Source organism: Rhodococcus sp. P4_F3_2, from assembly GCF_056401335.1.
Map to the genome: position 1 here is coordinate 1 of NZ_JBFUJN010000055.1, position 24,958 is coordinate 24,958.

General features: G+C 63.5%; 30 protein-coding genes, 1 tRNA gene and 1 pseudogene. 17 read left to right on the top strand and 15 right to left on the bottom strand.

Annotated elements, in window-relative coordinates; genetic code table 11:
• Positions 1 to 279, bottom strand: a pseudogene (locus AC1DWA_RS31000) (hydrolase); the annotation flags it as partial.
• Between the two features lie 149 nt (positions 280 to 428).
• Between AC1DWA_RS31000 and AC1DWA_RS31005 the strand changes: the two are divergent.
• Entirely contained in the window at positions 429 to 1,046 is a 618-nt protein-coding gene (locus AC1DWA_RS31005) for a TetR/AcrR family transcriptional regulator C-terminal domain-containing protein (RefSeq protein ID WP_477846270.1), read from the top strand.
• Here AC1DWA_RS31005 and AC1DWA_RS31010 read toward each other — a convergent pair.
• The 3 genes from AC1DWA_RS31010 to AC1DWA_RS31020 all read right to left on the bottom strand — a co-directional run bounded on the left by AC1DWA_RS31010 (position 1,043) and on the right by AC1DWA_RS31020 (position 4,972).
• A complete protein-coding gene (locus AC1DWA_RS31010) occupies positions 1,043 to 2,569 on the bottom strand; it encodes an APC family permease (RefSeq protein WP_007727566.1) in 1,527 nt (508 codons plus the stop codon). The genes AC1DWA_RS31005 and AC1DWA_RS31010 overlap by 4 nt on opposite strands.
• A complete protein-coding gene (locus tag AC1DWA_RS31015) occupies positions 2,566 to 3,465 on the bottom strand; it encodes a universal stress protein (protein WP_020970346.1) in 900 nt (299 codons plus the stop codon). Before AC1DWA_RS31015 ends, AC1DWA_RS31010 begins: the two co-directional genes overlap by 4 nt.
• A gap of 76 nt (positions 3,466 to 3,541) precedes the next feature.
• Positions 3,542 to 4,972: a gamma-aminobutyraldehyde dehydrogenase gene (locus tag AC1DWA_RS31020; protein WP_477917458.1), complete on the bottom strand. Its 1,431-nt coding sequence runs from the start codon at positions 4,970 to 4,972 to the stop codon at positions 3,542 to 3,544.
• 169 nt (positions 4,973 to 5,141) lie between these two features.
• On the opposite strand from AC1DWA_RS31020, the gene AC1DWA_RS31025 reads away from it, so the two are divergent.
• The gene (locus AC1DWA_RS31025) at positions 5,142 to 6,659 is read left to right on the top strand and encodes a PucR family transcriptional regulator (protein WP_477917460.1); all 1,518 of its coding nucleotides are present in this window, start codon (positions 5,142 to 5,144) and stop codon (positions 6,657 to 6,659) included.
• A 36-nt stretch (positions 6,660 to 6,695) separates the two neighbouring features.
• Here AC1DWA_RS31025 and AC1DWA_RS31030 read toward each other — a convergent pair whose 3' ends face one another.
• The 7 genes from AC1DWA_RS31030 to rpmB form a co-directional block, all read right to left on the bottom strand.
• Positions 6,696 to 8,057: a flavin monoamine oxidase family protein gene (locus tag AC1DWA_RS31030; protein ID WP_477917462.1), complete on the bottom strand. Its 1,362-nt coding sequence runs from the start codon at positions 8,055 to 8,057 to the stop codon at positions 6,696 to 6,698.
• 152 nt (positions 8,058 to 8,209) lie between these two features.
• Positions 8,210 to 8,674 carry a hypothetical protein gene (locus AC1DWA_RS31035; protein WP_007727550.1) on the bottom strand — a complete coding sequence of 155 codons (465 nt, stop codon included), beginning with the start codon at positions 8,672 to 8,674 and terminating at the stop codon, positions 8,210 to 8,212.
• A 19-nt stretch (positions 8,675 to 8,693) separates the two neighbouring features.
• On the bottom strand, positions 8,694 to 9,629 hold the full coding sequence (locus AC1DWA_RS31040; protein ID WP_019744736.1) for an AEC family transporter: 936 nt from the start codon (positions 9,627 to 9,629) through the stop codon (positions 8,694 to 8,696).
• Between the two features lie 129 nt (positions 9,630 to 9,758).
• The gene (gene rpsR / locus AC1DWA_RS31045) at positions 9,759 to 10,016 is read right to left on the bottom strand and encodes a 30S ribosomal protein S18 (protein ID WP_003946414.1); all 258 of its coding nucleotides are present in this window, start codon (positions 10,014 to 10,016) and stop codon (positions 9,759 to 9,761) included.
• Positions 10,017 to 10,025: 9 nt separating this feature from the next.
• On the bottom strand, positions 10,026 to 10,331 hold the full coding sequence (rpsN, locus tag AC1DWA_RS31050) for a 30S ribosomal protein S14 (RefSeq protein WP_019744735.1): 306 nt from the start codon (positions 10,329 to 10,331) through the stop codon (positions 10,026 to 10,028).
• Positions 10,332 to 10,333: 2 nt separating this feature from the next.
• Complete coding sequence (rpmG, locus tag AC1DWA_RS31055) at positions 10,334 to 10,498, bottom strand: 50S ribosomal protein L33 (RefSeq protein WP_019744734.1); 165 nt, start codon at positions 10,496 to 10,498, stop codon at positions 10,334 to 10,336.
• A gap of 4 nt (positions 10,499 to 10,502) precedes the next feature.
• The gene (gene rpmB / locus AC1DWA_RS31060; RefSeq protein ID WP_020908631.1) at positions 10,503 to 10,739 is read right to left on the bottom strand and encodes a 50S ribosomal protein L28; all 237 of its coding nucleotides are present in this window, start codon (positions 10,737 to 10,739) and stop codon (positions 10,503 to 10,505) included.
• Positions 10,740 to 10,843: 104 nt separating this feature from the next.
• On the opposite strand from rpmB, the gene mrf reads away from it, so the two are divergent.
• From mrf to AC1DWA_RS31105, 9 genes are all read left to right on the top strand, one after another.
• Entirely contained in the window at positions 10,844 to 12,097 is a 1,254-nt protein-coding gene (gene mrf / locus AC1DWA_RS31065) for a ribosome hibernation factor-recruiting GTPase MRF (protein WP_141488590.1), read from the top strand.
• Positions 12,094 to 12,348, top strand: coding sequence for a type B 50S ribosomal protein L31 (locus tag AC1DWA_RS31070; RefSeq protein WP_019744731.1), 255 nt, complete (start codon positions 12,094 to 12,096; stop codon positions 12,346 to 12,348). The genes mrf and AC1DWA_RS31070 overlap by 4 nt, the downstream gene beginning before the upstream one ends.
• Positions 12,348 to 12,521, top strand: coding sequence for a 50S ribosomal protein L32 (rpmF, locus tag AC1DWA_RS31075; protein ID WP_007727540.1), 174 nt, complete (start codon positions 12,348 to 12,350; stop codon positions 12,519 to 12,521). Before AC1DWA_RS31070 ends, rpmF begins: the two co-directional genes overlap by 1 nt.
• An 18-nt stretch (positions 12,522 to 12,539) precedes the next feature.
• Positions 12,540 to 13,151 carry a trimeric intracellular cation channel family protein gene (locus AC1DWA_RS31080; protein ID WP_003946409.1) on the top strand — a complete coding sequence of 204 codons (612 nt, stop codon included), beginning with the start codon at positions 12,540 to 12,542 and terminating at the stop codon, positions 13,149 to 13,151.
• A 70-nt stretch (positions 13,152 to 13,221) separates the two neighbouring features.
• Positions 13,222 to 13,908 (top strand): response regulator transcription factor, encoded by a 687-nt coding sequence (locus AC1DWA_RS31085; RefSeq protein ID WP_003946387.1) that lies wholly within the window; start codon positions 13,222 to 13,224, stop codon positions 13,906 to 13,908.
• Between the two features lie 65 nt (positions 13,909 to 13,973).
• On the top strand, positions 13,974 to 15,353 hold the full coding sequence (locus tag AC1DWA_RS31090; protein WP_020908630.1) for a HAMP domain-containing sensor histidine kinase: 1,380 nt from the start codon (positions 13,974 to 13,976) through the stop codon (positions 15,351 to 15,353).
• A 226-nt stretch (positions 15,354 to 15,579) separates the two neighbouring features.
• A complete protein-coding gene (locus tag AC1DWA_RS31095; RefSeq protein WP_477846272.1) occupies positions 15,580 to 17,064 on the top strand; it encodes a S1C family serine protease in 1,485 nt (494 codons plus the stop codon).
• Positions 17,065 to 17,144: 80 nt separating this feature from the next.
• Positions 17,145 to 17,642 carry a MogA/MoaB family molybdenum cofactor biosynthesis protein gene (locus AC1DWA_RS31100; RefSeq protein ID WP_176720912.1) on the top strand — a complete coding sequence of 166 codons (498 nt, stop codon included), beginning with the start codon at positions 17,145 to 17,147 and terminating at the stop codon, positions 17,640 to 17,642.
• A 6-nt stretch (positions 17,643 to 17,648) separates the two neighbouring features.
• Positions 17,649 to 17,825 carry a hypothetical protein gene (locus AC1DWA_RS31105; RefSeq protein ID WP_019744729.1) on the top strand — a complete coding sequence of 59 codons (177 nt, stop codon included), beginning with the start codon at positions 17,649 to 17,651 and terminating at the stop codon, positions 17,823 to 17,825.
• Positions 17,826 to 17,885: 60 nt separating this feature from the next.
• Here the strand turns inward: AC1DWA_RS31105 and mscL are convergent, their stop codons facing one another.
• The 4 genes from mscL to AC1DWA_RS31125 all read right to left on the bottom strand — a co-directional run bounded on the left by mscL (position 17,886) and on the right by AC1DWA_RS31125 (position 20,233).
• On the bottom strand, positions 17,886 to 18,308 hold the full coding sequence (gene mscL / locus AC1DWA_RS31110; protein WP_019744728.1) for a large conductance mechanosensitive channel protein MscL: 423 nt from the start codon (positions 18,306 to 18,308) through the stop codon (positions 17,886 to 17,888).
• Positions 18,309 to 18,407: 99 nt separating this feature from the next.
• Positions 18,408 to 19,154 carry an SAF domain-containing protein gene (locus AC1DWA_RS31115; protein ID WP_477846273.1) on the bottom strand — a complete coding sequence of 249 codons (747 nt, stop codon included), beginning with the start codon at positions 19,152 to 19,154 and terminating at the stop codon, positions 18,408 to 18,410.
• Positions 19,155 to 19,231: 77 nt separating this feature from the next.
• Positions 19,232 to 19,543 (bottom strand): FmdB family zinc ribbon protein, encoded by a 312-nt coding sequence (locus AC1DWA_RS31120; RefSeq protein WP_003946378.1) that lies wholly within the window; start codon positions 19,541 to 19,543, stop codon positions 19,232 to 19,234.
• Between the two features lie 111 nt (positions 19,544 to 19,654).
• On the bottom strand, positions 19,655 to 20,233 hold the full coding sequence (locus AC1DWA_RS31125) for a 5-formyltetrahydrofolate cyclo-ligase (protein ID WP_477846274.1): 579 nt from the start codon (positions 20,231 to 20,233) through the stop codon (positions 19,655 to 19,657).
• A 59-nt stretch (positions 20,234 to 20,292) separates the two neighbouring features.
• Between AC1DWA_RS31125 and AC1DWA_RS31130 the strand changes: the two genes are divergently transcribed.
• The 6 genes from AC1DWA_RS31130 to AC1DWA_RS31155 all read left to right on the top strand — a co-directional run.
• Positions 20,293 to 21,204: a UTP--glucose-1-phosphate uridylyltransferase gene (locus tag AC1DWA_RS31130; RefSeq protein ID WP_019744725.1), complete on the top strand. Its 912-nt coding sequence runs from the start codon at positions 20,293 to 20,295 to the stop codon at positions 21,202 to 21,204.
• Between the two features lie 125 nt (positions 21,205 to 21,329).
• On the top strand, positions 21,330 to 22,589 hold the full coding sequence (gene glp / locus AC1DWA_RS31135; RefSeq protein WP_019744724.1) for a molybdotransferase-like divisome protein Glp: 1,260 nt from the start codon (positions 21,330 to 21,332) through the stop codon (positions 22,587 to 22,589).
• Between the two features lie 21 nt (positions 22,590 to 22,610).
• Positions 22,611 to 23,246 (top strand): GNAT family N-acetyltransferase, encoded by a 636-nt coding sequence (locus AC1DWA_RS31140; protein WP_477917465.1) that lies wholly within the window; start codon positions 22,611 to 22,613, stop codon positions 23,244 to 23,246.
• Between the two features lie 267 nt (positions 23,247 to 23,513).
• The gene (gene sepX / locus AC1DWA_RS31145) at positions 23,514 to 24,248 is read left to right on the top strand and encodes a divisome protein SepX/GlpR (protein WP_477917467.1); all 735 of its coding nucleotides are present in this window, start codon (positions 23,514 to 23,516) and stop codon (positions 24,246 to 24,248) included.
• A 116-nt stretch (positions 24,249 to 24,364) separates the two neighbouring features.
• Positions 24,365 to 24,440 (top strand) — tRNA-Ala (locus tag AC1DWA_RS31150).
• 274 nt (positions 24,441 to 24,714) lie between these two features.
• Positions 24,715 to 24,958: hypothetical protein (locus AC1DWA_RS31155; RefSeq protein WP_477917469.1), on the top strand; the 244-nt coding region annotated here is incomplete at its 3' end.

Sequence of the window (24,958 nt, forward strand, 5' to 3'; positions counted from 1 at the left end):
GGCGAGAGTGGGTCCGGTGAGCAGGTCTTCCGCTTCGCGTCCGGGATTGTCGCCGGCCGGGGTGGAGGCGGGGTAGCGGCTGAGCGTCAGCTCCGGAAGAAAGACCACGGAAGCGCCCAGCTTCGCTGCGGACGCAATGCCCTCGCTCAATTCGGTGTAGAGGTCGTCTTGGTCCTCGTGCCAGCGATGTTGCACGAGACCTACACGCAGAGGTGTGGACGTGGACGGCGTAGTCGCGGCCAGAGACTCGGGTGGGGTGAGGGCGGTGATCGTCAGCATGGGGTTTCCTCGGTGCTCGGGTATTCGACGTTCAACGTAAAACGAATGTGATTCGTTAAGTATGGTGGGTGAGCGCTGATTGATCAAGGACTTTCGAGGAATTGTTTTTTGCGGCGCCCCGAACGGTGTGGATCACTACAGGAGGACATATGCCGCGGCCATCGCAACGACTGCTCTCACCGGCGATCATCACCGAGGCAGCGATCGAGTCGGTGGACGAATCCGGCGACTTCACCATGCCCGGACTCGCCGCACGACTGAAGGTGCGACCGTCGTCGCTCTACAACCACGTTTCCGGACGAGCCGAGATCGTCGAACTGATGAGGGCTCAGCTGATGGCGGGAATCGACGTGGAGTCGGCCTCGGGATCCTGGAGCGAGACCGTCTCTGCGCTGGCAGCCGAGTACCGGCGAAGCTACGCAGCACATCCTCGCCTGATTCCGCTCTTCACCGCCCAGACGGTGCAGGCCGGTGTGGCGTTCACCCTGTACAACGCGCTAGCGCAGGCATTCGCCGATGGTGGCTTCGACCCGGCTCAAACGCTGCACGCAATCACAACCGTCGACAGTTTTGTTCTCGGTTCGGCGTTGGATCTGGCGGCGCCGGATGTCCAGTGGGCATCGGGGCCCGAGGCCAACGACGCGATGAAGGCGGCGTTGGCAACATCCGGGAAAAAACCCGAACGTGCCGACGCCGCCTTCGAATTCGGCTTGCGCGTATTGATGGCGGGCCTGATCGCTCAGGCCCCCGAACCTACTGTCTCCTAAGACACGCTGAGGTCGTTCTCGTCGCGCAGAGCCTCCGTGTCGCGGTTGAGGGTCTTGCCCTCGAAGAACTCGGGATTGCGCACTCGCATGACCATCATCAGTACCGCGCCGAGGATGAGAATTCCGAAGCCGAGGAAGAAGACCAGGCCGATGCCGCCGATGGATGCTCCGCTGGCGTTGTCCGGATTCATACTCTCCTGGACCGAAATGACGAACACCGCAAGCAGCATGAGACCACCGATGAGTGGGAACGCGAGCCGGAAGACGAAGTTTCGTACGCTCTCGAAAAGCGTCTTGCGGAAGTACCACACGCATGCGAATGCCGTGATGCCGTAGTACCAACAGATCATGATGCCGAGGGCGGCGATCGTGTCGAGCAGCGCACTTTCGGAGAGGAACGTGACGACGCTGTAGAAAACTGCCGTCACCGCGCCGGCCACGACGGTGGCGTACGACGGCACCAGGAATCGAGGCGAAACCTCGGCGAGCTTCTTGGGGAAAGCTCCGTATGCGCCCATGGCGAGCATGGTTCGTGCCGCGGGCAGGAACGTGGTCTGCAGGCTCGCAACGGAAGAGACGAAGACTGCGAGGAAGAGGAGCATTCCGCCCCAGTTGCCCAGGACCGGGTCGGCCAGAGCGCCGAAAACGTTCTCGGAGTTGTCGGGATTGCCGAGACCGAGGCCTTCCTCGCCGACGCCGGCGTACATCATCGCGGCAACGGCGACCAACAGGTAGGTCAGGAGAATGGTTGCGACACAGAGCAAACCGGCGCGGCCCGGGGTCTTCTTGGGGTTCTTCGACTCCTCGCCCAGCGTGAGACAGGTATCCCAGCCCCAGAACGCGAAGATCGATCCGGTGAGTCCGATGACAAACGCACCGATGGCGAGTCCGCTGAACGGGTTGAACCAACTCAGGTCGAAGGACAATCCGGCCGGGGCATCGCCGGCGCCAACGTGAACCAGTGCAACGACGGCGAAGACGACCAGCAGCACCATCTGGAAGCCGACGAGCGCGAACTGTACCCGCTCGCTGGTGGTAATTCCCCGACTCGCTATCCACGTGGCCAGGGCGATGAAGACGAGTGTGGTGCCGACATTGACAAATTTGTTGCCCGGCAGATCGGCGATCGACGGATTGTCGACCACCCGCGCGATGAACAGATAGAAGAAGTCGACGGCAATGGCAGCAAGGTTCGAGAGCACGATGATGGTGGCGATCACCATGCCCCAGCCGCACATCCAACCGACGTACGGCCCGAATGCCTTGGTGGACCACGTGAATGACGCGCCGCAGTCAGGTGTGTCGGAGTTCAATTCGCGGTACGCGTACGCGGTGAGGAACATCGGGATGAAGCCGGCGATGAAGATGGCGGGCATCTTGAGGCCGACCGCGGCGACGATCAATCCGATACTGGCGGTCAGGGTGTAACCCGGTGCCACGGAGGAGATTCCGAGTACTGCGCCGGAGATCATGCCGATCTTGCCGGTGGCGAGGCCTTTGGAACTCAGTTCGGTGCTGGTCATGACAGTGCCTCCGGCTGGGTGAATTCGTGCTTGGGCACTACGACCATGGGAACGGGCAGCACGCGCAGCATCTTGGCGGCGGTGGAGCCCAGGAACAGTTTGCGGGGCTGCGCGAGACGGCTGGAACCGACCATCACGAGGTCGCCGTCCTGCCAGTCCAGTTGACGCACTGCGGATTCCACCGTTGAACCGTCGGCGATTATGACCTCGATGGGGAACTCGGCGGGGAGCGCCGCTCTTGCGATGTCAAGCGTGTCCTGAGCGTGATTTCGTGCACGTTCCCTGGCGGACTCGGCGGTGTCGCGGTGATCGCGCAGATCGTTCTGGGGGTCGAGTGCCACGAGCGAGACCAGTCGCAGCGGAACCTGCATCAGTTCGCTGGTACGTACGGCGGTGTTCAAGACGACGTCGGCGCCGACGCGGGTACCGAGCGCGCAGGTGACCTCTCGTATTGCGGTAGCCGCCGAATGCCGCGTTCCCCGAGGCGCCAGTGCTACCGGGACGTGGGCGGAGTGCAGCAGTTCGGTCGAGACCGAACCTATCGCGTGACGGCCGAGCAGACCGTCGCCGGAAGCTCCCACCACGATCGCCAGCGCGCTCAGTCGGTCAACCTCGTCGAGCAGGCCCTGAGCAAACGACTCGTGGAAGCTCAGGTGTACTTCCACCTGGATGTCCTCGGGCACCGATGCTTTCGCCTCGGCGAGCCAGTCGTGTGCACGTGCGGCGAGAATGTCGTCGTAGCCGGCTTCCGAGGGAACCTTGGCCGGCAGTGTCCGATCCGGTGGGAGGACCATGCAGATGTCGAGTTGCGCGCCGAGACTGCGCGCGAGCTGGGCCCCGAGGACCAGCCCGTCTTTACCGCTGGGTGTGGCGAGGTATCCGACGATAAGGCGCATGGTGGCTCTTTTCCGGATTGGAGGAATCTGCTGTGCGCCTTTATTAACCGCGGGGGGTTAATAAAGGGGCGGCGACTCAGTCGTGCGCACTCATGACGTGCTTGAGACGGGTGTAGTCCTCGACTCCGTATGCCGAGAGATCTTTGCCGTAGCCGGAGTACTTGAAGCCGCCGTGCGGCATCTCGGCAACGAGCGGGATGTGGCAGTTGATCCACACCGCACCGAAGTCGAGAGCGGCGGAGACGCGTTGCGTGACACCGTGATCCTTGGTCCAGATGCTCGAGGCCAGGCCGAATCGAACGTCGTTGGCAAGCGTGATCGCCTCCTTCTCGTCGGAGAAGCTCTGGACGGTGAGGATGGGACCGAAAGTCTCTTCCTGCACGATGTCGTCCGATTGCGCGACGCCGGTGATGACGGTCGGCTCGAAGAAGAATCCGGTTTCGCCCGAACGCTTTCCGCCGGTAACGATCTTGGCCGACGCCGGCAGGTTCGCGATCTTGTCGCTCACGGCGTTGAAGTGGTTGATGTTGTTGAGCGGGCCGTAGAAGGCATCAGGATCGGAAGGCGCGCCGGGGCGCAGCTTCTCGGCGTTCCGGACGAGGGCTTCGACGAGCTGATCGTGGACGGACTCGTGGACGAGCACGCGAGTGGCCGCGGTGCAATCCTGGCCACCGTTGAAGAACGCTGCCTCGGCGATGCCGGTGGCGGTCTTCTCGATGTCGACGTCGCCGAAGACGATCGCCGGCGCTTTGCCGCCCAGTTCGAGGTGCGCGCGCTTGAGTTGCTGCGCTGCGGACACGGCGACAGCGATGCCCGCCCGCACCGAACCGGTGATCGAGACGAGACCGAGGGCCGGGTTCTCCACCAACGTCGCGCCGGTTCCGCCGTTGCCGAGCACGACGTTGAACACGCCGTCCGGCAGGATGCCCTTCGAGAGCTTCGCCAGGACCAGCGTGCTGCCTGGTGTGGTGTCGCTGGGCTTGAGGACGATCGTGTTGCCGGCCGCGAGGGCGGGCCCGATCTTCCACAGCGCCATCATGAACGGGTAGTTCCAGGGAGTGACCTGGCCGACTACGCCGATCGGCTCACGACGGACGTAGGAGGTGAAACCCTCCATGTACTCTCCGGCCGCCTTGCCCTCGAGAAGTCGTGCGGCTCCGGCGAAGAACCGCATCTGATCGGCTCCGACCTTGACCTCTTCGTCGGCGATCATCTGGTGGGCCTGGCCGGTGTTGGCGCTTTCGGCTGCGACGATTTCGTCGCTGTGCGCTTCGATGGCGTCGGCGAGTTTGAGGAGTGCGGCCTGCCGCACGCTTGGTGTCGTCTTACCCCAGGTCTCGAATGCGCGTTGTGCTGCTTCGACGGCGGCGTCGACGTCTTCCTTGGTGGAGACCGGCGTACGCCCGACCACACTCTCGTCCACGGGGTTGATCAGGTCGAGTGTTTCCGTCGCGGCCGAGGCGACGAATTCACCGTTGATGTAGTTCTCGAGTACGACGATCGACATCGGTACCGGTTCCTCTCGAGGTCGAACGAGTTCCGGCCGAGGTGATCAGCACGGAACTCGCACTTTGTGGGGCGTGTGTGAGCAAGTGTGCGCTGACTCACAAGTAAAGGCAGCTGCCAAAAAGGTGAAATCTTTGATCCCCGACGCGCCGAGTTGTACAGTCCTGCCCATGACGATCGCTGTGCGGTGGATGTTGGCGCAGCCGGATCTCGCGCTGGAACTCAAAGGTGGGGCGCAGGGTGTCGGTCGCGAGATCACATTTGCGCACGCCACGGAGCTGCTCGACCCGTTTCGATGGTTGACCGGCGGCGAATTCATCCTCACCACCGGCATCCGATTGCCGTCCACTCAGCAAAAGCGCGGCCGCTATCTCCGGATGCTCGATGCGGCGGGTGTGGCGGCGGTGGGATTCGGAACCGGGCTGTCGTACCCCGAGGTCCCGGCCGATCTGGTGGCCGTCGCCGACGAGATCGGACTCCCGCTGAYCGAGGTGCCGCTGCCGACGCCGTTTGCTGCCGTCGTCAAGCGTGTGATGAGCCGGTTGGCAGAGCAGGAATATGAAGCTGTCCTCCGGGCGTCGCGGGCGCAACCGCGGATGACGCGTGCCGTCATTTCCGGCGGAACTGCCGCAACCGTGCGTGAACTGGCGATCGCAACCTCGGCGACGGTGCTTCTTCTCGACGTCGCCGGGCGAGTTCTCGAGAGCTCACCTCAACTGCCGACGGACGACGTGATCGACGAACTGCGAGCAACTCTCGGGGGCGGCGCATCCAGCAGCGTGACGCTTGCAAGGTCTGGAGCGTCGATCGCGGTGCAGCAGATCAGCGTCGGGCGAACGCCGTACGGATACCTGGCGGTGATCAGTGCTTCGGCGCTCAGCTACGTCGATCAGATACTGCTCGGTCACGCGAACTCGTTGCTGGCGTTGGACTTCGAGAAACCTGCGCGCTTGCGCGCCACTCAGGATCAGTTGAATTCGCACGCCCTCGGGCTGCTGCTCACCGAAGACCGCGACCCGGCACCGGCGTGGCAACAGATCCGGCAGGCCGCCGACGGCGAGGGGATGATCCGAGGGTTGACAGTTCTTGCCGACACGTCCGACGTAGCGGGACGCGTCGGAGTCGAGATTGCCGAGTTCATGAACAAGGCAGGGCGGCAGTTGTTTTCGCGGATCAACGACACTCGCGTCACAGTGCTGCTGCGTGGAACCGACGACGTCCAGTTCGCCCGAGAGCTACTGGGTGGGGTATCGAGGTCGGATCTTCGCGCGCTTCGAGTCGGCTTGAGCGCGCGACGGGTGGTCGCTGCGCTGGCGGTCGCCGTTGAGCAGTCCCAGCTGTGTGCGTCTGCGGCGGAAATCGGTGGCGAGCCTTTGGAATTCGCGGCGCTGACCGGAAGTGTGCTGCTGTCTTTCGATTCGACGCGTGAAGTGCTCAACACGCTGGCGGAAACGATGATCACACCGATCGAGGACTACGACCGTGACAACGGCACCGAACTGCTGGCGTCGTTGCGGGCATTTCTCGAGGCCAACGGGCACTGGGAAGCGGCAGCCATCACGATGGGCGTCCACCGGCACACGCTGCGAAGCCGAATGGCGAAGGTGGAGAGCTTGATCGACTGTCGACTCGAGGTAGCGAGAGTTCGTGCGGAACTGCTGCTCTCGATCATTGCCCGGCAGTCGTGACTGCCGGGCAATGATCGAGACTTGGCAAAGTGGCCGTCAGGCCTTGCTGCGGGCGATGATGTCGGCGGCGGTTCGCTGCCCCATCCGAACAGCACCGTCGACGTGCTGGTACCCCTCGGCCGCGATGTCGGAGCACGAGAAGTGGATCGGGCCGACGGGTGTGCGGGAATCCGCGCCGTATCGGTGCAGGCCACCGAGGTCGAAGCTGGCCGCGTACGCACCGCGGGTCCATTCCTCCGAGCCCCAGTCGGATTCGTAGTACACAACCGGTTCTTCGGCCTTCGGGCCCAGGTAGCGGGCAAGTGAGGCCAGAATCGTGGCCTTACGCTCCTCGACGGAAAGCTCGAACATCGCGTCGGCCTTCTCGTCGGAGACGAAAGCGACCAGTGTGCCGCGATCGTCCTCGTGGTTGGTGTTGTCGTACACCTCCTGTACTACCTCGGACGCGCCGAAGCCGGTGCCGGAGAGGCCGTCTTCGCGCCAGAAAGGCGTCTCGTACACCGCGTGCACCTTGATGACGAGGCCGAGGGACTGGTGCTGGTGCATCTGGTGCTGACGACGCGGCAGCGGGGGATCGTACGAGATCCGGGAGTAGAGGTTGGGCGGTACGGCCAGGATCACTCGGCTTGCCTCGACGCGAACATCGCCGTCCGCCAACACCGTTGCACCGGATTCGTTCCACTTCACCGTTCGCACGGGTGCGTTGAGGAAGACGTCGTCACCGAGAGCCTCCGCCATGCGGATCGATACCTGCTGCATTCCGCCGATCACTCGCTTGTCGAGGATGAAGTCCTCGTCGACGAGGTGGGAGAACGAGCCTGCGGAAGCGGCCATGAGTACGGCCTGCAGGGCAGAGAACGAGTGGGYGGGCTTGGTGAGCATGCCACCGGCGATGAAGAGGCCGATGTTGTCACGTGCCTCGGCGTCGTCGGACTGATTGATCAGCCACTGCTTGAAGGAGACTGTGTCGAGATCGCGGGCGAGGGGATGTGCCCACGGTTCCTCGGCGCCGATCTGTGCTGCGAGATCGTCCATCTCGTCGATGAGACGGTCCATCTCCTTCTTCGTGGTGTCGTTCGTGGGGAAGGAATCACCCGTGTACTGCGTCCGCTCACCTGCCGACGAGATGTAGACGGACTCGCCCTCGCGGTAGCGCTCGAAAGTTTTCAGGCCGAGTTCGTCGAGCAAGGAGATCAGCGCGGTCTGGTCGGGGGAGACCCACTGGCCGCCGATTTCCAGAACTGCTCCGTCGATGGTGTCGGTCCACGTGCGGCCGCCGACGCGGTCGCGCGCTTCGATCACAGCGACGGTCAAGCCGGCCTTGCGCAGCGCGGTTGCAGCTGCCAGGCCAGAGGGGCCGGCGCCGACGATTGCAACGTCTCTCTGGAGAGTAGGCACTTGCGAGCTCCTTCATGTTGAGCACCGCTCGAGTCGAAAGCTGCCGACGAGCGAGTGCACGGGTGTCGGTTTTCAGTCTGTCCCGACGAGACGCACACCACACCTGACGAAACGGAGTGTTCGATCGTTGATCTTGTGCCGTTTAGGCGCGGCTAGCCGTTGATGACGTGGCGATCGCCGAGCGGTCGGCTCAGCGGAACGTCCAGGCTGCCGAACACGGCAACCAAGATGCACATCTTGTCCGCGGCCTCCGGCAATGCTCCGGTTCGGAGCGTGACGATCACCGTCGTATCAGTCTCTTCGACGGTTGCGTACGCGCCGTAGCACTCCGGAGTGCCGGTCACGAAGTGGACTGCCACCGTGTGATCGTCGACCTCGGACCACGATTCGAACATGGTGGCCGTGGCACCCACGATGTCGGTGCGGCTGTCGAACTCCGTGCCCATCTCGCTGTCGTCGACCTCGTCGGGAACGGGGGTTCCGAGCGACCAGTCGGCGGGACTTGCTTCGTTGGCCGCCATCGGATTCGGCGCAGCAACCGGCCCCGTTGTCTGGGCCCCGACGGAGCATCCGGCCACAGCAAGGCAGGCCAGAACGGCGAGGGTTAGTACACGCATGAATCCACCGTAACCCTGCTCAAGCGAGTAGCGCCGTGACCAGCGCAATCGCCGGAATTGACGCCAAAGTGGTGACAAAGGCACTGTCTCGGGCGAGGACCATCCCGCGCCGATATCGGCTTGCGTAGATGAAGACATTCTGTGCCGTCGGCAACGTCGAGACGACCACGATGGCGAACAACTGATGGCCGTCGATGCCGAGGAGGAAGTGCGCCATCAGGTAAGCCAGCACCGGTTGGACGACGATCTTGAGGGTCGACGCAAGCGCGACGTCCCGGCGCGGACTGGAGCCCTTCTCGAGCACTCGTACGCCGTACAACGAGAGTCCGAATGCCAACAGTGCGCCGGGGACCGAAGTGGCGCCGATCAATTCGAAAGGCTGCATCAAGGGTCTCGGCGGTACCCAACCGATCAACGCCACGATCAACCCCGCAGCGCCCGCGAGCACGATCGGATTCTTGAACGGAGCGGTGACAGTGTCGATCAGTGACAGTTTTTCGGCTTCGCCCCGCAATGCCGTGAGATCGAGGATCGTCAAGGCGATCGGGGAGTACACGACGATCTGGAAGAGCAGGAGCGGCGCGACGAACGTGGCATCGCCGAGCACGAACACCGCGATCGGGATCCCGAGGTTGGCCGAATTCACGTACGACGCCGACAGCGCGCCGATAGTCAGTTCGGGCAGCGGCCGGTTGAGCCAGATCTTTGCAACGACGACGTACAGAGCGCCGACGGCAAAGGCAGTAGCCGACGCAACCGCGAGCGTCGGCGAGAAGATCACCGACAGATCGGACGACGCGAGGGTGGTGAACAGCAGGGCAGGCGTCGCGACGAAGAAGACGAGTCGACCGAGAACGAACTGTCCTTGGCTACCGAGGGTACCGAGACGGCCGAGCAGATACCCGACCGCGATGACGACAAAAATTACGGTGAAACCCGCAACAACTCCCGACACGCTGCGGGCACCTCTCGACTGGAATGAACGACTTCGGGAAATCTTAGTCTGGGCAACAAAAAGGCCGCGCAGCCGATTGACTGCGCGACCTCTTCGGTACTTCTACGTGTGACTACCGAGCGCGTATGACTACCGTGCGGCGGTGAAGGGGAGCAACGCCATTTCGCGTGCGTTCTTCACTGCAACGGCGACCTGACGCTGCTGCTGCGGGGTCAGGCCCGTGACGCGACGGCTGCGGATCTTGCCGCGGTCCGAGATGAACGTGCGAAGCAAGTTGATGTCCTTGTAATCGACATGCGTGATCTTCGCTGCGAACAACGGGTTCTTCTTGGGCTTACGACCCTCTACGGGGCGTGGCTTCTTCGACGGTGAACGCTTGACTGCCATCCGACTTCCTTACCAGCTCGACTTGTGTACGCCAGGCAGTTCCCCACGGTGCGCCATTTCTCGCACGCGAATCCGGGAGAGCCCGAACTTCCGCAGGTGGCCGCGCGGACGTCCATCCGCAGCGTCTCGATTGCGCAATCGTACCGGACTGGCGTCGCGTGGTAGACGTTGCAGGGTCGCTTGGGCCTTCGCGCGCTCCTCGGGTGAGCTTTTCGGGGAGCGGATTGCCTCCTTGAGCGCCGATCGCTGCTCCGCGTATCGCTCGACGATGACCCGTCGCTGGTTGTTCTTGGCGATCTTGGACTTCTTGGCCATGCCTACTTCTCTTCTCGGAAATCGACGTGCTTGCGCACCACGGGGTCGTACTTCTTCAGTACGAGTCGATCGGGGTCGTTGCGACGGTTCTTGCGGGTCACGTACGTGTACCCGGTGCCCGCCGTGGACTTGAGTTTCACGATCGGGCGGATCTCGTTGCGTGCCATCTGCTCAGACCTTCTCGCCGCGCGCGCGGATCCGGGCGACGACGGATTCGATGCCGTCGCGGTCGATCGTCTTGATGCCCTTGGTCGAGAGGGTGAGCGTGATGCGACGACCCTCGCTGGGCAATACGTATGTCTTGCGCTGGATGTTCGGGTTCCAGCGACGATTCGAACGCTTGTGGGAGTGCGAGACGGATTTTCCGAACCCCGGCACACGTCCGGTCACTTGGCAGTGAGCCGACATGGGTATTCCTTTCAACTTGCAGATGACAATCGTTTTCGACAATGCGGTGAGATCAATGTAGCGTTCAACCTCGGTAATGACAATCATTCCCAGAAAGGCCCGCTGTGAATACGATCTTGGACGGCAGGACTCCGCTGGTCCTGGTCGCCGGCATGAGCGAATCCACTCCACACACCGCACGAGCGTTGCTGCGAACCGGAACTGTTCTGGTTCACCACGACCTGAGCCACGTCCGTGAAGGGGTGGTCCGGCGGACGGTCACCTCGATGACCGGGGGCACTGGGTCTGCCGGCACGGTGTCCGAACGCGAGACGATCCTCGAGCTCGCGCACGGCTGCGTCTCCTGCACCCTGCGCGAAGACTTGCTGCCGCTGCTGCGTCGCCTTCACTCGCACAGTTCGGTCCAGCGGATCGTCTTGCTGCTTGACCGCCAACTCGAACCCGAAGCGCTGTGCTGGGCGATCGAGCATGTCGTCGTGACGGGCGTCGTCGGCCAAGTGGACGGACCGGCGCAGCGTGACTGCCGCGTCGACGCCGTCGTGACGTGCATCGACGCCCAGACCTGGCTTGCCGACGCCACCGGCGACGAAGCCCTCGACGACGACCGCACCCTGGCTCAAGTCGTCGTCGGGCAGGTCGACTTCGCCGACGCTCTCGTACTGCGCGGGTCCGATGGACTCGACGGCTGGCAGCGGTCCCGCTTGAACGCGGTTCTCGCGCGCATTGCTCCGCGCGTACCCGTCTTCGATGAGGGAGACGACATCGAGGCACTGCTCCTCGAGGTGCCTGCGGATGCGCGACGCGGTGAGCTGGCCGACGCTCACTCACCGCTGTTGCGTCGTCAGCCGCCGCTCGACGACGACGGCGGAGTGATGCTCGTCGAGTTCACCGCGAACCGGCCGTTCCACCCCGAGCGTCTGCACGAGGCGATCGACGTCCTGCTCGAAGGTGTCGTCTATTCCCGCGGGCGCGTCTGGGTGGCGACTCAACCGGGCGAAGCGCTCTGGCTCGAATCGGCGGGCGGTGGCCTGCGAGTTGCCAGCGCGGACACCTGGCTGGCCGCGATGACGCCGCAGCAACGCGAGCGCGTTCCAGCCGAGCGCCGTGCGCTCGCGGCCCTGAAATGGGACGAGCGTTTCGGCGACCGTGATACCTCGATGGTGGTTCTGACTTGCGGAGCCAATCCGCTCGAGATCGACCGAACACTGCAGCACGCCCTGGTCACCGACGAGGAGTTGGCCGACGAAGCGTCGTGGACCACCTGGGAAGACCCGTTCGGAGAGTTCCACGAAGACCCGTGCGACGAATCCGAATCACCTTATGCCGAAACCGAATCAACGCGAGAGGGAAACGAATGAAGAAGCAGATGCACCCCGACTACCACCCCGTGGTGTTCCAGGACGCCAGCACCGGCAAGAGCTTCCTGACCCGGTCGACCGTGACGAGTGACCGCACCGTCGAATGGGAAGACGGCGGCACATACCCGCTGTTGGTCGTCGACGTCACGAGCGACTCGCACCCGTTCTGGACTGGAGCACAACGAGTGATGGACACCGCCGGACGCGTCGAGAAGTTCGAGCGTCGCTACGGAAAGCGCAAGGCACTCTGATGGCCGTTCCCAAGCGGAAGATGTCGCGTTCCAACACACGCAGTCGCCGTGCCCAGTGGAAGGCGACTGCGCCCGATCTGGTCGAGGTCACGGCCTTCGGCCAGACCCACCGGGTTCCTCGGCGACTGGTCAAAGCAGTTCGACTCGGGGTGATCGACCCGAGCCGCATCTGACCGTGCGATCCTTGGCCGGTGCTGCTGAGGATCCTCGAACTGGTGGGCATCGTGGCGTTCGCGGCCTCGGGTGCCCTGGTGGGCGTCACCAAGCGACTCGACATCTTCGGGGTGTGCTCGGTCGGTGTGTTCACCGGCATCGGCGGCGGTATCGTCCGCGACGTCCTCCTCGGCGTCCATCCGCCCAGCTCGCTGAGCAGTTGGCCGTACTTCGGAACGGCCGCCGCCACCTCACTCGCCGTGTTCTACCTACACGAGCCGCTCAATCGACTGCGTCGTGAAATCCTGGCGCTCGACGCGCTGGGGATGGGCTTGTTCGCGAGTACCGGCGCCGTCATCGCGCTGGACAACAACGCCAGTTCGCTGGCGGCGACATTGATCGGTGCGACCGCGGCGATCGGCGGCGGAGTGATCCGCGACGTCCTCGTCAACGAGGTACCGCTGCTCCTGCACAAAGACCTGTACGCGGTTCCCGCACTGCTCGGCGCTGCGTTGGTGGTCACAGTCTCGCAAGCCGGACTGTCCACCAACGCCGCGCTGGTGTGCGGCACGGCGTTCGCCGCGGTGTTCAGACTGCTTGCGTTATGGCGTCATTGGAGCCTGCCCGGGCCCAGGCGAACCCGGGACTGACCGCGACACGCCGGAGGCCGGAATCGGACCCTCTCAGCCGCATCTCAGCACTTCAGTCCAAACTGTCGGTATGCGTATTTTGGTGGTCGACGACGACCGGGCGGTTCGCGAGTCGCTTCGGCGGTCGCTCAGCTTCAACGGCTACACGGTCGAGCTCGCGGTCGACGGGCTCGACGCACTCGAGAAGATCCTCGCCAACCGGCCAGACGCCGTCGTGCTCGACGTCATGATGCCGCGACTCGACGGACTCGAAGTGTGCCGTCGTCTTCGCAGTGCCGGCGACGACCTGCCCATCCTCGTGCTCACCGCCCGCGATTCGGTCAGCGAGCGAGTCGCCGGCCTCGATGCCGGAGCGGACGACTACCTGCCCAAGCCCTTCGCTTTGGAAGAGTTGCTTGCCAGGTTGCGTGCACTACTGCGTCGCACCGCGCCCGATCTGGACGCCGATTCCGAAATGATGGCCTTCGAGGACCTCACCCTCGACCCGGTCACCCGTGAGGTCAAGCGCGGAGAGCGATCGATCAGCCTGACTCGTACCGAGTTTTCCCTTCTCGAAATGCTCATGGCCAACCCGCGCCGCGTGCTCACCCGTGGACGCATTCTCGAAGAGGTGTGGGGGTACGACTTCCCGACGTCCGGCAACGCGCTCGAGGTGTACGTCGGCTACCTGCGTCGCAAGACGGAAGCCGACGGCGAACCGAGGTTGATCCACACCGTCCGCGGAGTCGGCTACGTCCTGCGGGAGACGCCTCCGTGATCACCGCTCCGTTCGGCAAGAACGCCGAACCGAAGAAATCCTCCACCACCCAAGCGTCCGTCGAAATGCGCCCGCCGATGCCACTGACCCGTTCGGTGTCATTGCGTTGGCGTGTGACGCTCCTCGCTGCGTCGGTGGTGGCCATTGCCGTCGCAGTCATGGCGATCGCGGCGTACGCGGTGGTTTCGCGTGCGCTCTACGCGGACGTCGATCACCAGTTGCGTACCAGGGCGGCGGTGCTCATCGACAGCAATGTCGTGCGATTCGATCCTCGCTACATCTCCGGTGCGACGCTGTACACCACCGACATCAGTGTGGCCCTGATCTTCTCGGACCTGAGCACGTACCAGCCGCCCGGTTCCGACGTGCCGATCGGTGAAGCCGAAGATGCCGTAGCGCGTGGCGAATCGGATTCTTCGCTGCGAACCGTCGACGGTCAGCGAGTGCTTGCTCAACGAACCCATGACGGAAGCACTTTGGTGATCGGTCAGCGGCTCGCGCCGACCGTTGCAGTACTGGACCGACTGGCCTGGGTGCTCTTCGTGGTCGGCGGGTGTGGCGTCATACTTGCTGCGGTGGCGGGTACTACCGTGGGCCGCACCGGTTTACGGCCCATCGCCAGGCTGACTGCCGCCACCGAACGCGTTGCACGGACCGACGATCTGACGCAGATCCCCGTTACCGGCAGCGACGAATTAGCGCGCCTGACAGAGAGTTTCAACACGATGCTGCGGGCGCTCGCCGAGTCTCGTGAGCGTCAGTCGCGCCTCGTTGCGGACGCCGGACACGAGTTGCGCACACCGTTGACTTCGTTGCGTACCAACATGGAATTGCTGATCGCGTCCAGTCGCCCCGGTGCGCCGCAGATTCCCGACGAGGACATGGCGGAACTTCGTGCCGACGTCGTCGCGCAGATCGAGGAACTGTCGACTCTGGTCGGTGACCTTGTCGATCTGGCCCGCGAAGACGCGCCCGAAACCGTGTACGAGCGCGTAGACGTCAGCGACGTCGTCGAGCGTGCGCTCGAACGAGCGCGGCGCAGGCGCAACGAAATCGAGTTCGAAGCGGTCACCACTCCGTGGTACGTCTACGGAGATCAAGCGGGCCTGTCGCGTGCGGTGCTGAACGTCCTCGACAACGCTGCGAAATGGAGTCCGAAGGGCGAACAGGTACGCGTCGAAATGCGTCCGGTCGGCCAAGGATTGTTGGAATTGACCGTAAGTGATGCGGGACCCGGCATTCCGGAGGAGGATCGGGAGTTGGTGTTCGATCGTTTCTACCGGTCGACCGCGGCACGTTCGATGCCGGGATCGGGTCTGGGACTTGCGATTGTGCGTCAGGTAGTCGTCAAGCACGGCGGCACCATCGCGATCGACGAATCCGATCGTGGGGGAGCGCTTGTTCGTATCGTGCTTCCCGGCGAACCAGGGCCGAGCGCCGAGTAGCGTGTTCTGTAGACCCGTTGGTCCCGTGCTTCGGTGACTGACGTCACGAGTTAATGCGTTCGGCCCGAGAGTCTTTCGGGCCGAGCCGACAACACCGGATTTTCACGTCGAACTCTGGGTAAAGTGACAGGCACGTCTCAGCGCCTTCTCAGCAGCGCAAGGCAGCATTGTCGGCAGAACAGTTGTGACTGCCCGTCCGGTGGTCACCGTAGACGAAAGCGAGCCGATGACCGAGGACCGTAACGTCGGGCCGACCCGGCCCGAGCAGCCCAACAGCGAGCCCACCACCCAGGCGCAGCCGACAGCACCTCAGGCACAGCCTCCCGTGCCGCCGCAGCAGCCTCAGGGGCAGGCGCCTCAGCAGCCGTACCAGCCGACCGAGTCCTTTGCCCGGCCCACCGAAGGCCGGCCCACCGAAGGCTTCGGGCAGGTGCCGCAGCAGCCCACGCAGGCTTTCGGCCACCCGCACGGTGCGCATGAGGCGGCGTACCAGCACAACGCTCCGTACGGCGCACCCAACCCAGGTGGACCCGGCGGCCCGAACGGTCCGGGCGGCCACAATCAGATCCCCGCGCCGCTGCAGGGGCCGAACTCAGGTTCGACCACCACCAAGCCGAAGTCAGGACGCATGGCGCTGGTTGCCGGCGCTCTTGCCCTGGTTCTGGTCAGTGGTGGCGTCGGTGGCGTGGTCGGAGCGGTCGTAGCGGACCGCAACGGTGGAACCGCGACGGTCACCAACTCGCTGAACGCCCCCAAGCCCACTGCCACCAACACGTCCAACGCTCCTGCCGGCTCGGTTCAGGCCGTTGCCTCGAAGGTGGTGCCCAGCGTCGTGCAGATCGAGGTCGCCACCGCGCAGGGACAGGGCGGTGAGGGTTCCGGTGTCATCCTGTCCTCCGACGGTCTGATCCTGACCAACAACCACGTTGCCGGTGCTCAGGGAGCGCAACTTCGCGTCGCGTTCTCCGACGGAACCAAGGCCTCGGCCACCCTTGTCGGTGCCGATCCCGTCTCCGACATCGCCGTCATCAAGGTCGACGGCCGCAACGACCTCACGCCCATCGATCTCGGGAACTCCGGCGACGTTCAGGTCGGACAGCAGGTTGTGGCCGTCGGGTCCCCGCTCGGCCTTGCCGGCACGGTCACCGAAGGCATCATCTCCGCACTCGATCGCCCGGTGTCCACGAGCGGCGAGTCCGGCAACCAGAACACCGTCATCGACGCTCTGCAGACCGACGCAGCGATCAACCCCGGCAACTCCGGCGGCGCCCTCGTCAACATGGACGGCCAGCTGATCGGCATCAACACGGCGATCGCCTCGCTCGGAGCGTCGTCGGGTACCCAGGGCGGTTCCATCGGCCTCGGTTTCGCCATCCCGATCGATCAGGCACGCCGCGTCGCCGACGAACTGATCAAGACCGGCAAGGCGACTCAGGCCATGATCGGCGTGACCGTACCGTCGCAGGACAACGCCGACGGCGCAACCGTCATGGATGTCACTGCTGACGGGCCGGCCGCCAAGGCCGGTATCCCGAAGGGTGCAGTCATCACCAAGGTCGACGATCGTGTTGTCGCAGATGGTGATTCGCTGATCGCGGCAGTGCGTTCACATGCTCCCGGCGACAAGGTCTCGATCACGTACAGCGACGGCGGGCAGACCAAGACCGTCGACGTCACGTTGGGAACCGCGGCAGCGCAGGGCGGCCGATGATGTTCGGCGATCAGCAGACGATCGACCCGATCTTCGGCCAGATCGCAACGGCGTCGGGATCGGACACTACGGTAGGTGTCATGGAACTCGAAGCCACATCGGCCGGCCGCGCTCTGGTCGTCATCGTCGACGATCGCACAGCCCACGGCGACAACACCGACTCCATCGGTCCACTGGTTACGGAACTGCTGAACGAAGCGGGTTTTCTCGTCGATGCGACGGTCGCCGTCGCCGCCGACGAAGTGGAGATCCGCAACGCTCTCAACACCGCAGTCATCGGTGGCGTCGACCTCGTGATCTCGGTCGGCGGTACCGGGGTATCCCCGCGTGACGTCACTCCCGACGTGACCGCAGAGGTTCTCGATCGCGAGATCCCGGGAATTGCCGAAGCACTTCGCGCTTCCGGTCTGTCGGCCGGATCGCTCGAAGCAGGCTTGTCCCGCGGCCTCGTCGGGGTTTCGGGAAGCACCGTGGTCGCCAATCTGGCGTCGACCAGGCCGGCAATTCGCGACGGCATGGCAACCCTGACGGCTTTGGCGAGTCACGTCATCGCCGAGCTGTCCAGCCTCGAGGGCTGAGACAGCTTGTCGGAGCAACCAGATACCCCGAAGAAGCCGCCAGTCGACAAGAAGCGCCTGGCGCGCATCTTCGGGGACGTCTTTCCCGAGACGACGTCGGACGAGCGGGGGCCTGAAGGTTCCTCGCGATCCTCGGACGACGACTGGCTGCGCAGTCAGCGGCCCCCGCACCACGGCGGTTGAGAAGTAAATCAGGCCCTCGGACACAATGTCCGAGGGCCTGATTTGTTCTGTGAGCGCTGCCTATTCGAGCGTCTTGGCGTGGGCTCCTGTGTCGGCGCCACCGGCATTGGCGGAGAGGATGTCGCGGATCTGGATGAGCAGATCGGTTTCGCTGGCTTCCTTGTCCTCGGGCTCGGAGACGAACTTCTTCTTCGCCGCATTCGCGGGAACGATCAGCACGAAGTAGACGACCGCCGCGATGATGATGAAGTTGATGATCGCGGTGACCACAGCGCCGATATTCACGAAGGTTTCCGGATTGCCGGAGATGATCTCGCGGCCCCAGCCCAACTCGTTTGAACCGCCGATTGCGGCGATGAGCGGATTGATGATGTTGCTGGTGAATGCCGTGACGATGGCGGTGAAGGCTGCGCCGACGACGACTGCGACGGCCAGGTCGAGCACGTTTCCGCGAAGCAGGAAATCCTTGAATCCCTTGAGCATGTCGGTGTCCCCTCGAGTCTCCGATGGCAAGTGCCAGATGGTCCGTTGATACCGAACCGACTGGAAAAATCCTAGAGGAGCTTCGGACGCTTTGTGCGGTCAGCGGAATGTCACGGTGATCGCATTGGACAGGGATGCCGCGGCAACGACGTTGGCTGCCGGTGTCGGCAGAGCCAGCAGAATCACCTGTTCCTGCTGGTTACGTGTACTTTCCGACGTGGTGACCAGCGCGACTACTGCTCCCGCCGCAAGAATCTGCGGGGCCTTGTCGGCAATTGATTCGTTGGGTGTGTCGGGGTGGGATGTGTCAGTGCGGGATGTGTCAGGGCCGACGGTCAGTACGTCGACGACATCCCCGCTGCGCAACATATCCGCGACGGCTGCATCGGCCAATCGGACGGGGACGATACGGGCGTCGTCGGTTCCTACGGACAACCCGGCCAGCCGTGGGCTGAGAACGCGCACGTCGGTGACGGTTTCTCCGGAGCGAATCGGGCCGGCAACGGTTCTCCCGACTACCAGGTCGGTATCGGAGACAACTCCTTCGGGAAGCTGTTTCGAGTCGATCTCTCGGATCTCGACATCCGAATCCGCGATCACCTGTCCGGGAGTGAGATCGCGACTCGAGACAACTACGGCGACCGTATCGGTCGCGGGATCGCCTCGGAAGAAGAGAACAACGCCGAGTGTGGCCAGCGCAACGGCTGCGATCTTGCGGACTGTCGCCGTGCGGAACCGAGTGCCGCGCGTCAGTTCGACGACGCGATCGAAGGTGCTCGGGCTGAGATCGAGTTGGGCGCGCAGTGGATCGGAGCGCCTCGGCGAGCGAGAACGTGCTGACGGCATTCATGCACGTTAGGGCCGGAAGCGGTGCTTCCGGCCCTAACGATGTGAAACTGTGGACAACCCGGAGGTTGTGGAAATCAGCTTGCGGCAGCCTTCGCGGGCGCCGGCGTGCTGGTCGACGAACTCGATGTCGAAGAGGAGTCCGACTTGGACTCGGACTTCGCAGCGGGTGCCGAATCACTCTTGGCGGGCTCGCTCGCAGTCCCGGAGCCGCCGCGGCTGTCGGTGCGGTAGAAGCCGCTGCCCTTGAACACGATGCCAACAGAGTTGAACAGCTTGCGGAGCTTGCCTGAGCAAGCTGGGCAGACCGTCAGTGAATCTTCGCTGAAGGACTGGACGATGTCGAAACGGTTGTCACATTCCGTACATGCGTATGAGTAGGTGGGCACCGGGCTTCCTCCGCACTGTGATGTTCGAGCAGCCGCGTATTTACACCGCAGCCTTTAGCACTCTACAAGTGACAGTGCCAACAGCGCTAATCAGGGATCTATTCCCGCAGATCAATCGCCTTGGAGCCGCGTGAGACCGCCGCTCGGCGTCAATGCCCATCCCATCGGAATGTCGTGGTCGTCGGCAGGCAAGGTCTCGACGAGTTCGGAGTCTCTGACAATTGCCACGAGCCGAGTCTGCGGTCCGACCGACCCGAGCGTCCGGTCGTAGAAGCCTGCGCCGCGGCCGAGGCGTGTTCCACGAAGATCCACCGCGAGAGCAGGGATCAGCATGCATTCCACGGCGGACAGGGTTTCCGGTGGTAGGACGGGTCCGGCGGGCTCCCGAATGCCGTACTTCGCGGGGCGCAAACCGTCGGCACCGCTGTATTGAACCCAGGACAACGGTCCGGGTTCTCCGGTGATCGGAAGTAGTACACGCTGCGCGATCTCGGCAACGGCGTCGAGCAAGTCGGTGGATCCTGGTTCGGTGCGGGTGGGGACGTACGCACAGACGGTTGAGCCGTCGACAATCACTGAACGTATGTGCGTGATCAACGCCGCAGTTTCCGTGTTTCGAGTGTGCTCGGAGACTGCATCACGTGCTGCGAGTGCGATTTGTCGCCATTGTGCTTTTGTCTGAGGTGTCACCCCGCAACGATATTCGTCGTGCTGACCGAGCGGTAACAAGCGGCGGCTAAGGTGTTGGCATGACAGACGTTGTCGCTAGCAGCACGAGGGCCTTCCGCACGGCCGTGGTTCCCGCAGCCGGACTTGGTACGCGTTTCCTGCCTGCCACCAAGACGGTTCCGAAAGAATTGCTGCCGGTCGTGGACACACCGGGTATCGAACTGGTGGCGGGTGAAGCTGCGGACTCGGGAGCCGAGCGGCTCGTCATCGTGACGTCCCCGGGCAAAGACGGAGTGGTTGCGCACTTCGTCGAGGATCTCGTGCTCGAAAGCAAGCTGGAAGCGAGCGGAAAACTTGCTGCCCTGGCAAAGGTGCGCAAAGCGCCGGGTTTGCTCGAAGTCGATTCCGTGATTCAGGAGCAGCCCCTCGGCCTCGGGCACGCAGTCGGTTGCGTCGAGTCGGTTCTCGACGACGACGAAGATGCCATCGCGGTCCTTCTGCCCGATGATCTCGTACTCCCGCGTGGCGTCCTGGAGATCATGGCGCGAGTTCGGGCCAAGCGCGGCGGGTCCGTTCTCTGTGCAATCGACGTTCCCAAGGACGCAGTGAGCGCTTACGGCGTCTTCGACGTCGAGATCGTTCCCGACGCGGTCAATCCCGACGTCCTCAAGGTCGTCGGCATGGTCGAGAAGCCGGCTGTGGAAGACGCGCCGTCGACCTTTGCCGCTGCGGGTCGCTATCTGCTCGATCGTGCGATTTTCGACGCACTTCGTCGCATCAAGCCGGGAGCCGGCGGTGAGTTGCAACTCACCGACGCCATCGCTCTCCTGATTTCCGAGGGTCATCCGGTTCACGTGGTGGTGCACCGCGGAACGCGTCATGACCTGGGCAACCCCGGCGGGTACCTCCGCGCTTCGGTTGACCTGGCACTCGACAGTGACGATTACGGTCCGTCCTTGCGTAAGTGGCTCGCGGATCGGCTCGACCGCTGAGCGTGTCGCCACGGTGGTTGCTCGCCCGATAACGCAGTATCAATGTGCTTGTCCCTTTTCGAAGGCAAGGCATCATGAGCTGACGGATATCACCGAATTTCCAGACACAGGAGGACGCGGACCAGATGCGGTCGGTTGAGGAGCAGCAGACCAGGGTTACCGCTGCTGCAGTGGCACCCCGTCCGGTTCGGGTCGCCATCTCGGAGGCGCAGGGACTGCTGTGTGCCGAGGAAGTGGTGACCGAACGCCCATTGCCGGGATTCGATCAAGCTGCCATCGACGGTTACGCGGTTCGCAGTGTCGATGTCGCCGGCGCTGGAGCCGACCTCCGCGGCGAGGACGGCGAGCTTACGGACCTCAGCTTGCCGGTGGTCGGCGAGGTGACGGCGGGCTCACGCCAACCGATCCGGTTGCAACCGCGTCAGGCCGTGCGAGTCGACACGGGCGCACCGCTGCCCACGCTGGCCGACGCCGTGCTCCCGCTCGAAAACACCGACGGGGGTCGCGCTCGCGTTCGGATCTTCGAGCCGGTGCGTTCGGGCGATTACGTTCGCCGTGCAGGTGACGACGTCCAGCCGGGAGACGTGGCAGTTCGGGCAGGCACCATCATCGGAGCCGCACAGGTCGGTTTGCTTGCCGCGGTGGGTCGCGACAAAGTGCTCGTCCATCCGCGTCCGCGTCTCTCCGTCATCAGCGTCGGTGGAGAACTTGTCGACGTGGATCGCACGCCGGGGCCTGGTCAGGTCTACGACGTCAATTCGTATGCCCTCGCCGCCGCAGCGCGCGATGCCGGCGCCGACGTCAACCGTGTGGGAATCGCAGGCAACGACTCGCGCCGTCTTCGCGAAGTAGTCGAGGGACAGCTGATTCGCTCGGAAATCGTTGTCATCGCCGGTGCCGTGGGCGGCGGAGCGTCCGACGAGGTTCGTGAGGCGCTTGCCGACCTGGGGACACTCGAGGTGGAGCGCGTTGCCATGCATCCGGGATCAGTGCAGGGCTTCGGCAAGCTGGGACGAGACGAGGTTCCGACCTTTCTCCTACCGTCCAACCCGGTCAGCGCACTGGTGGTATTCGAAGTCATGGTTCGCCCGCTGATCAGAATCGCGCTCGGACGCCGCCAACCGATGCGGCGAGTAGTGAAGGCGCGCACGGTGGGAACGATCACGTCGATTGCCGATCGCAAGGGTTTCCTGCGTGGTCAGCTGATGCGTGACGAAGCGACGGGGGAGTACCTGGTGCAGGCACTCGGGGGTGCGCCCGGTGCGTCCTCACATCTCCTCGCGACCTTGGCGGAAGCCAATTGCTTGGTTCTTGTCGATCGAGACGTCACCGAAGTGCACATCGGTGAAGAAGTCGACGTAGCTTTTCTCGCCCAACGTGGGTAACGCCGACCCGAGTGGGGTGTGATGTCAGTCCATCCAGGATGGCCGGAAGATCTCGGCCCACTGCGAGTGCCCGCGGGAGTGGTGACCGTCCGCCCCGTGAAGCTCCGTGACGCTGCTGTGTGGAGTCGCCTCCGCATTCGCGATCGCGAGCACCTGGAGCCGTGGGAGCCCACCGGAGAGTCGCCCTGGGATGCTCGCCACCACATCACTGTCTGGCCGTCCCTGTGCGGGAATCTTCGCTCCGAGGCGCGCAAGGGCCGGATCCTTCCCTTGGTGATCGAACTCGACGGGAAGTACTGCGGGCAGGTCACCATCGGAAATGTCGTGCGCGGCGCTCTGCGGTCCGCCTGGGTGGGCTATTGGGTCGCCTCGYATGTCACCGGTGGGGGCGTAGCCACAGCGGCCGTTGCGCTCACACTCGATCACGCATTCTCGAAGGTCGGTCTGCATCGAGTGGAGGCGACCGTTCGGCCGGAGAACGCGTCGAGTCGCGCGGTCCTACGAAACGTTGGGTTCCGGGAGGAAGGTCTTCTCAAGCGCTATCTCGATGTCGACGGCCAATGGCGTGATCATCTTCTGGTCGGAATGACCATCGAGGAAGTACCCACCACTGTCGTCGACAGATTGGTGCGGTCCGGAYGCGCTTCGTGGGTGTGACCAATACGGCGCCACGAGCGTGAGAAACGCGAGCTAAACGGCAGTTACCGCTGAGTAGTCCTACTTTCGGCCGGAAAAATGTGGTTTTTGATTCAACCAGAACTTGAGACTTTTGGGACTGAACCGGAAGTTCAGTTCGGTACGCGTGTGACACATGAGTATGGTGGGGTTCGGCGCGTCGGCAACGATGCGAGGGCGTCGGCCGTTAACCTTGACTCGTCAACGGCTGGCATAGGTGCTGGTAGGTGATCGGGAGGAGGCCGCGGCATGCCTAGCTCATTCGTGTGGATCGGGCTGGTGGCCGTGTGGCTGTTCGTCCTGGTGCCGATGCTTGTCAACAAGCGCCCCAGGATCCGGCAGACGAGTGACGCGGCGCTCGCGACTCGAGTACTCCACCGCGGCGACAGCAACCCTGTTCAGCGCGGGCCGGCAGCAGGACATCGAAGCGATCCGAACTGGCAACCAGAACCAGTGCGCAGCAGCTACGACGCGGAGGACCAGATGGACACTCACGCAGAAGACGACTACACCGGCGGTCGTGCACCGGTCGGAGAATTTGTTCCCGTTCGGCGCGGCCGAGGCGGATTCGACCCCGAAGCGGATGCCATCGCCCGGGAGGCGCGGTACGCATTCCGTCAGCGGACATTGTTGGGCCTGGCATTCGTCGCGATTCTCTCGGGTGCTCTCGCATTKATCATCTCGCCGATGGTGTGGTGGTTGTTTGTGCTGACCGTGTGCGGCCTCGGTGGGTACATGGCGTACCTACGTCGGCAGGTTCGGATCGAGCAGGAGATTCGCCGTCGTCGCACCGAGCGCCTCAACCGATCGCGACTCGGAGTCGAATCGCACACCGACGAAGAGCTGCGCCTGATTCCCGCGCGATTGCGCCGGCCAGGAGCGGTTGTCCTCGAGGTCGACGACGAAGATCCGGTGTTCGATCACTTGGATCACTACGAAGAAGAGGTCAGGCACACCGAGATGCGTCGCGCGTCCGGTCAGTGACCTATCTCGGTCGATCTTCTGGGCAGATCTTGTCGGGCCGAAAGTTCGTGTCGGGTGATTCCAACGGGAGTATTCGTTCCTGTTAGAGTTGCCGAGCACCGCTGAGGCGGTGGCACGGGGCTGTGGCGCAGTTGGTAGCGCGCTTCGTTCGCATCGAAGAGGTCAGGGGTTCGATTCCCCTCAGCTCCACCAAGAAGTACCAGCAAAAAGGGTCTTTCAACGAAAGTTGAACGGCCCTTTCCTGCATTTTCAGAGCCTGCCCGAATTGTGAAGATTTAGCTCGAGTGTGCGCCGTTTCATACGATTGCGACCGCTGATCCGGACCGTTGAGCTTCCAAGTGAGGGATGATCCTTGGGCGGATACATGTTTGCCGGAAATGTAACGAGGGTGTGTCCGGTGCGATAGGCACGATGAGTCTGCCGCAGTTTTCCGCAGGTCGGACGTATGTGTCGGGGAGGAATGTCGATGAGCCAGCCACGACGGCTAGCGATGATGCTTGTTGCTGTGATGTGCCTGATGGGTATCGGCGTCCTTGCCGTATCGGTCTTCCCTGCCATCGTCGCCGCCCAACCTGGCGGCAACAGTGGCGGTGGAAACAACGGCAACGGMAACGGCAACGGCAACTACGGCTGGCATTGCCACCATCACAACTGCGGTACAACGGTAATTCCGACGCCGACCACGACTGAGCCGACCACGACGACTGAGC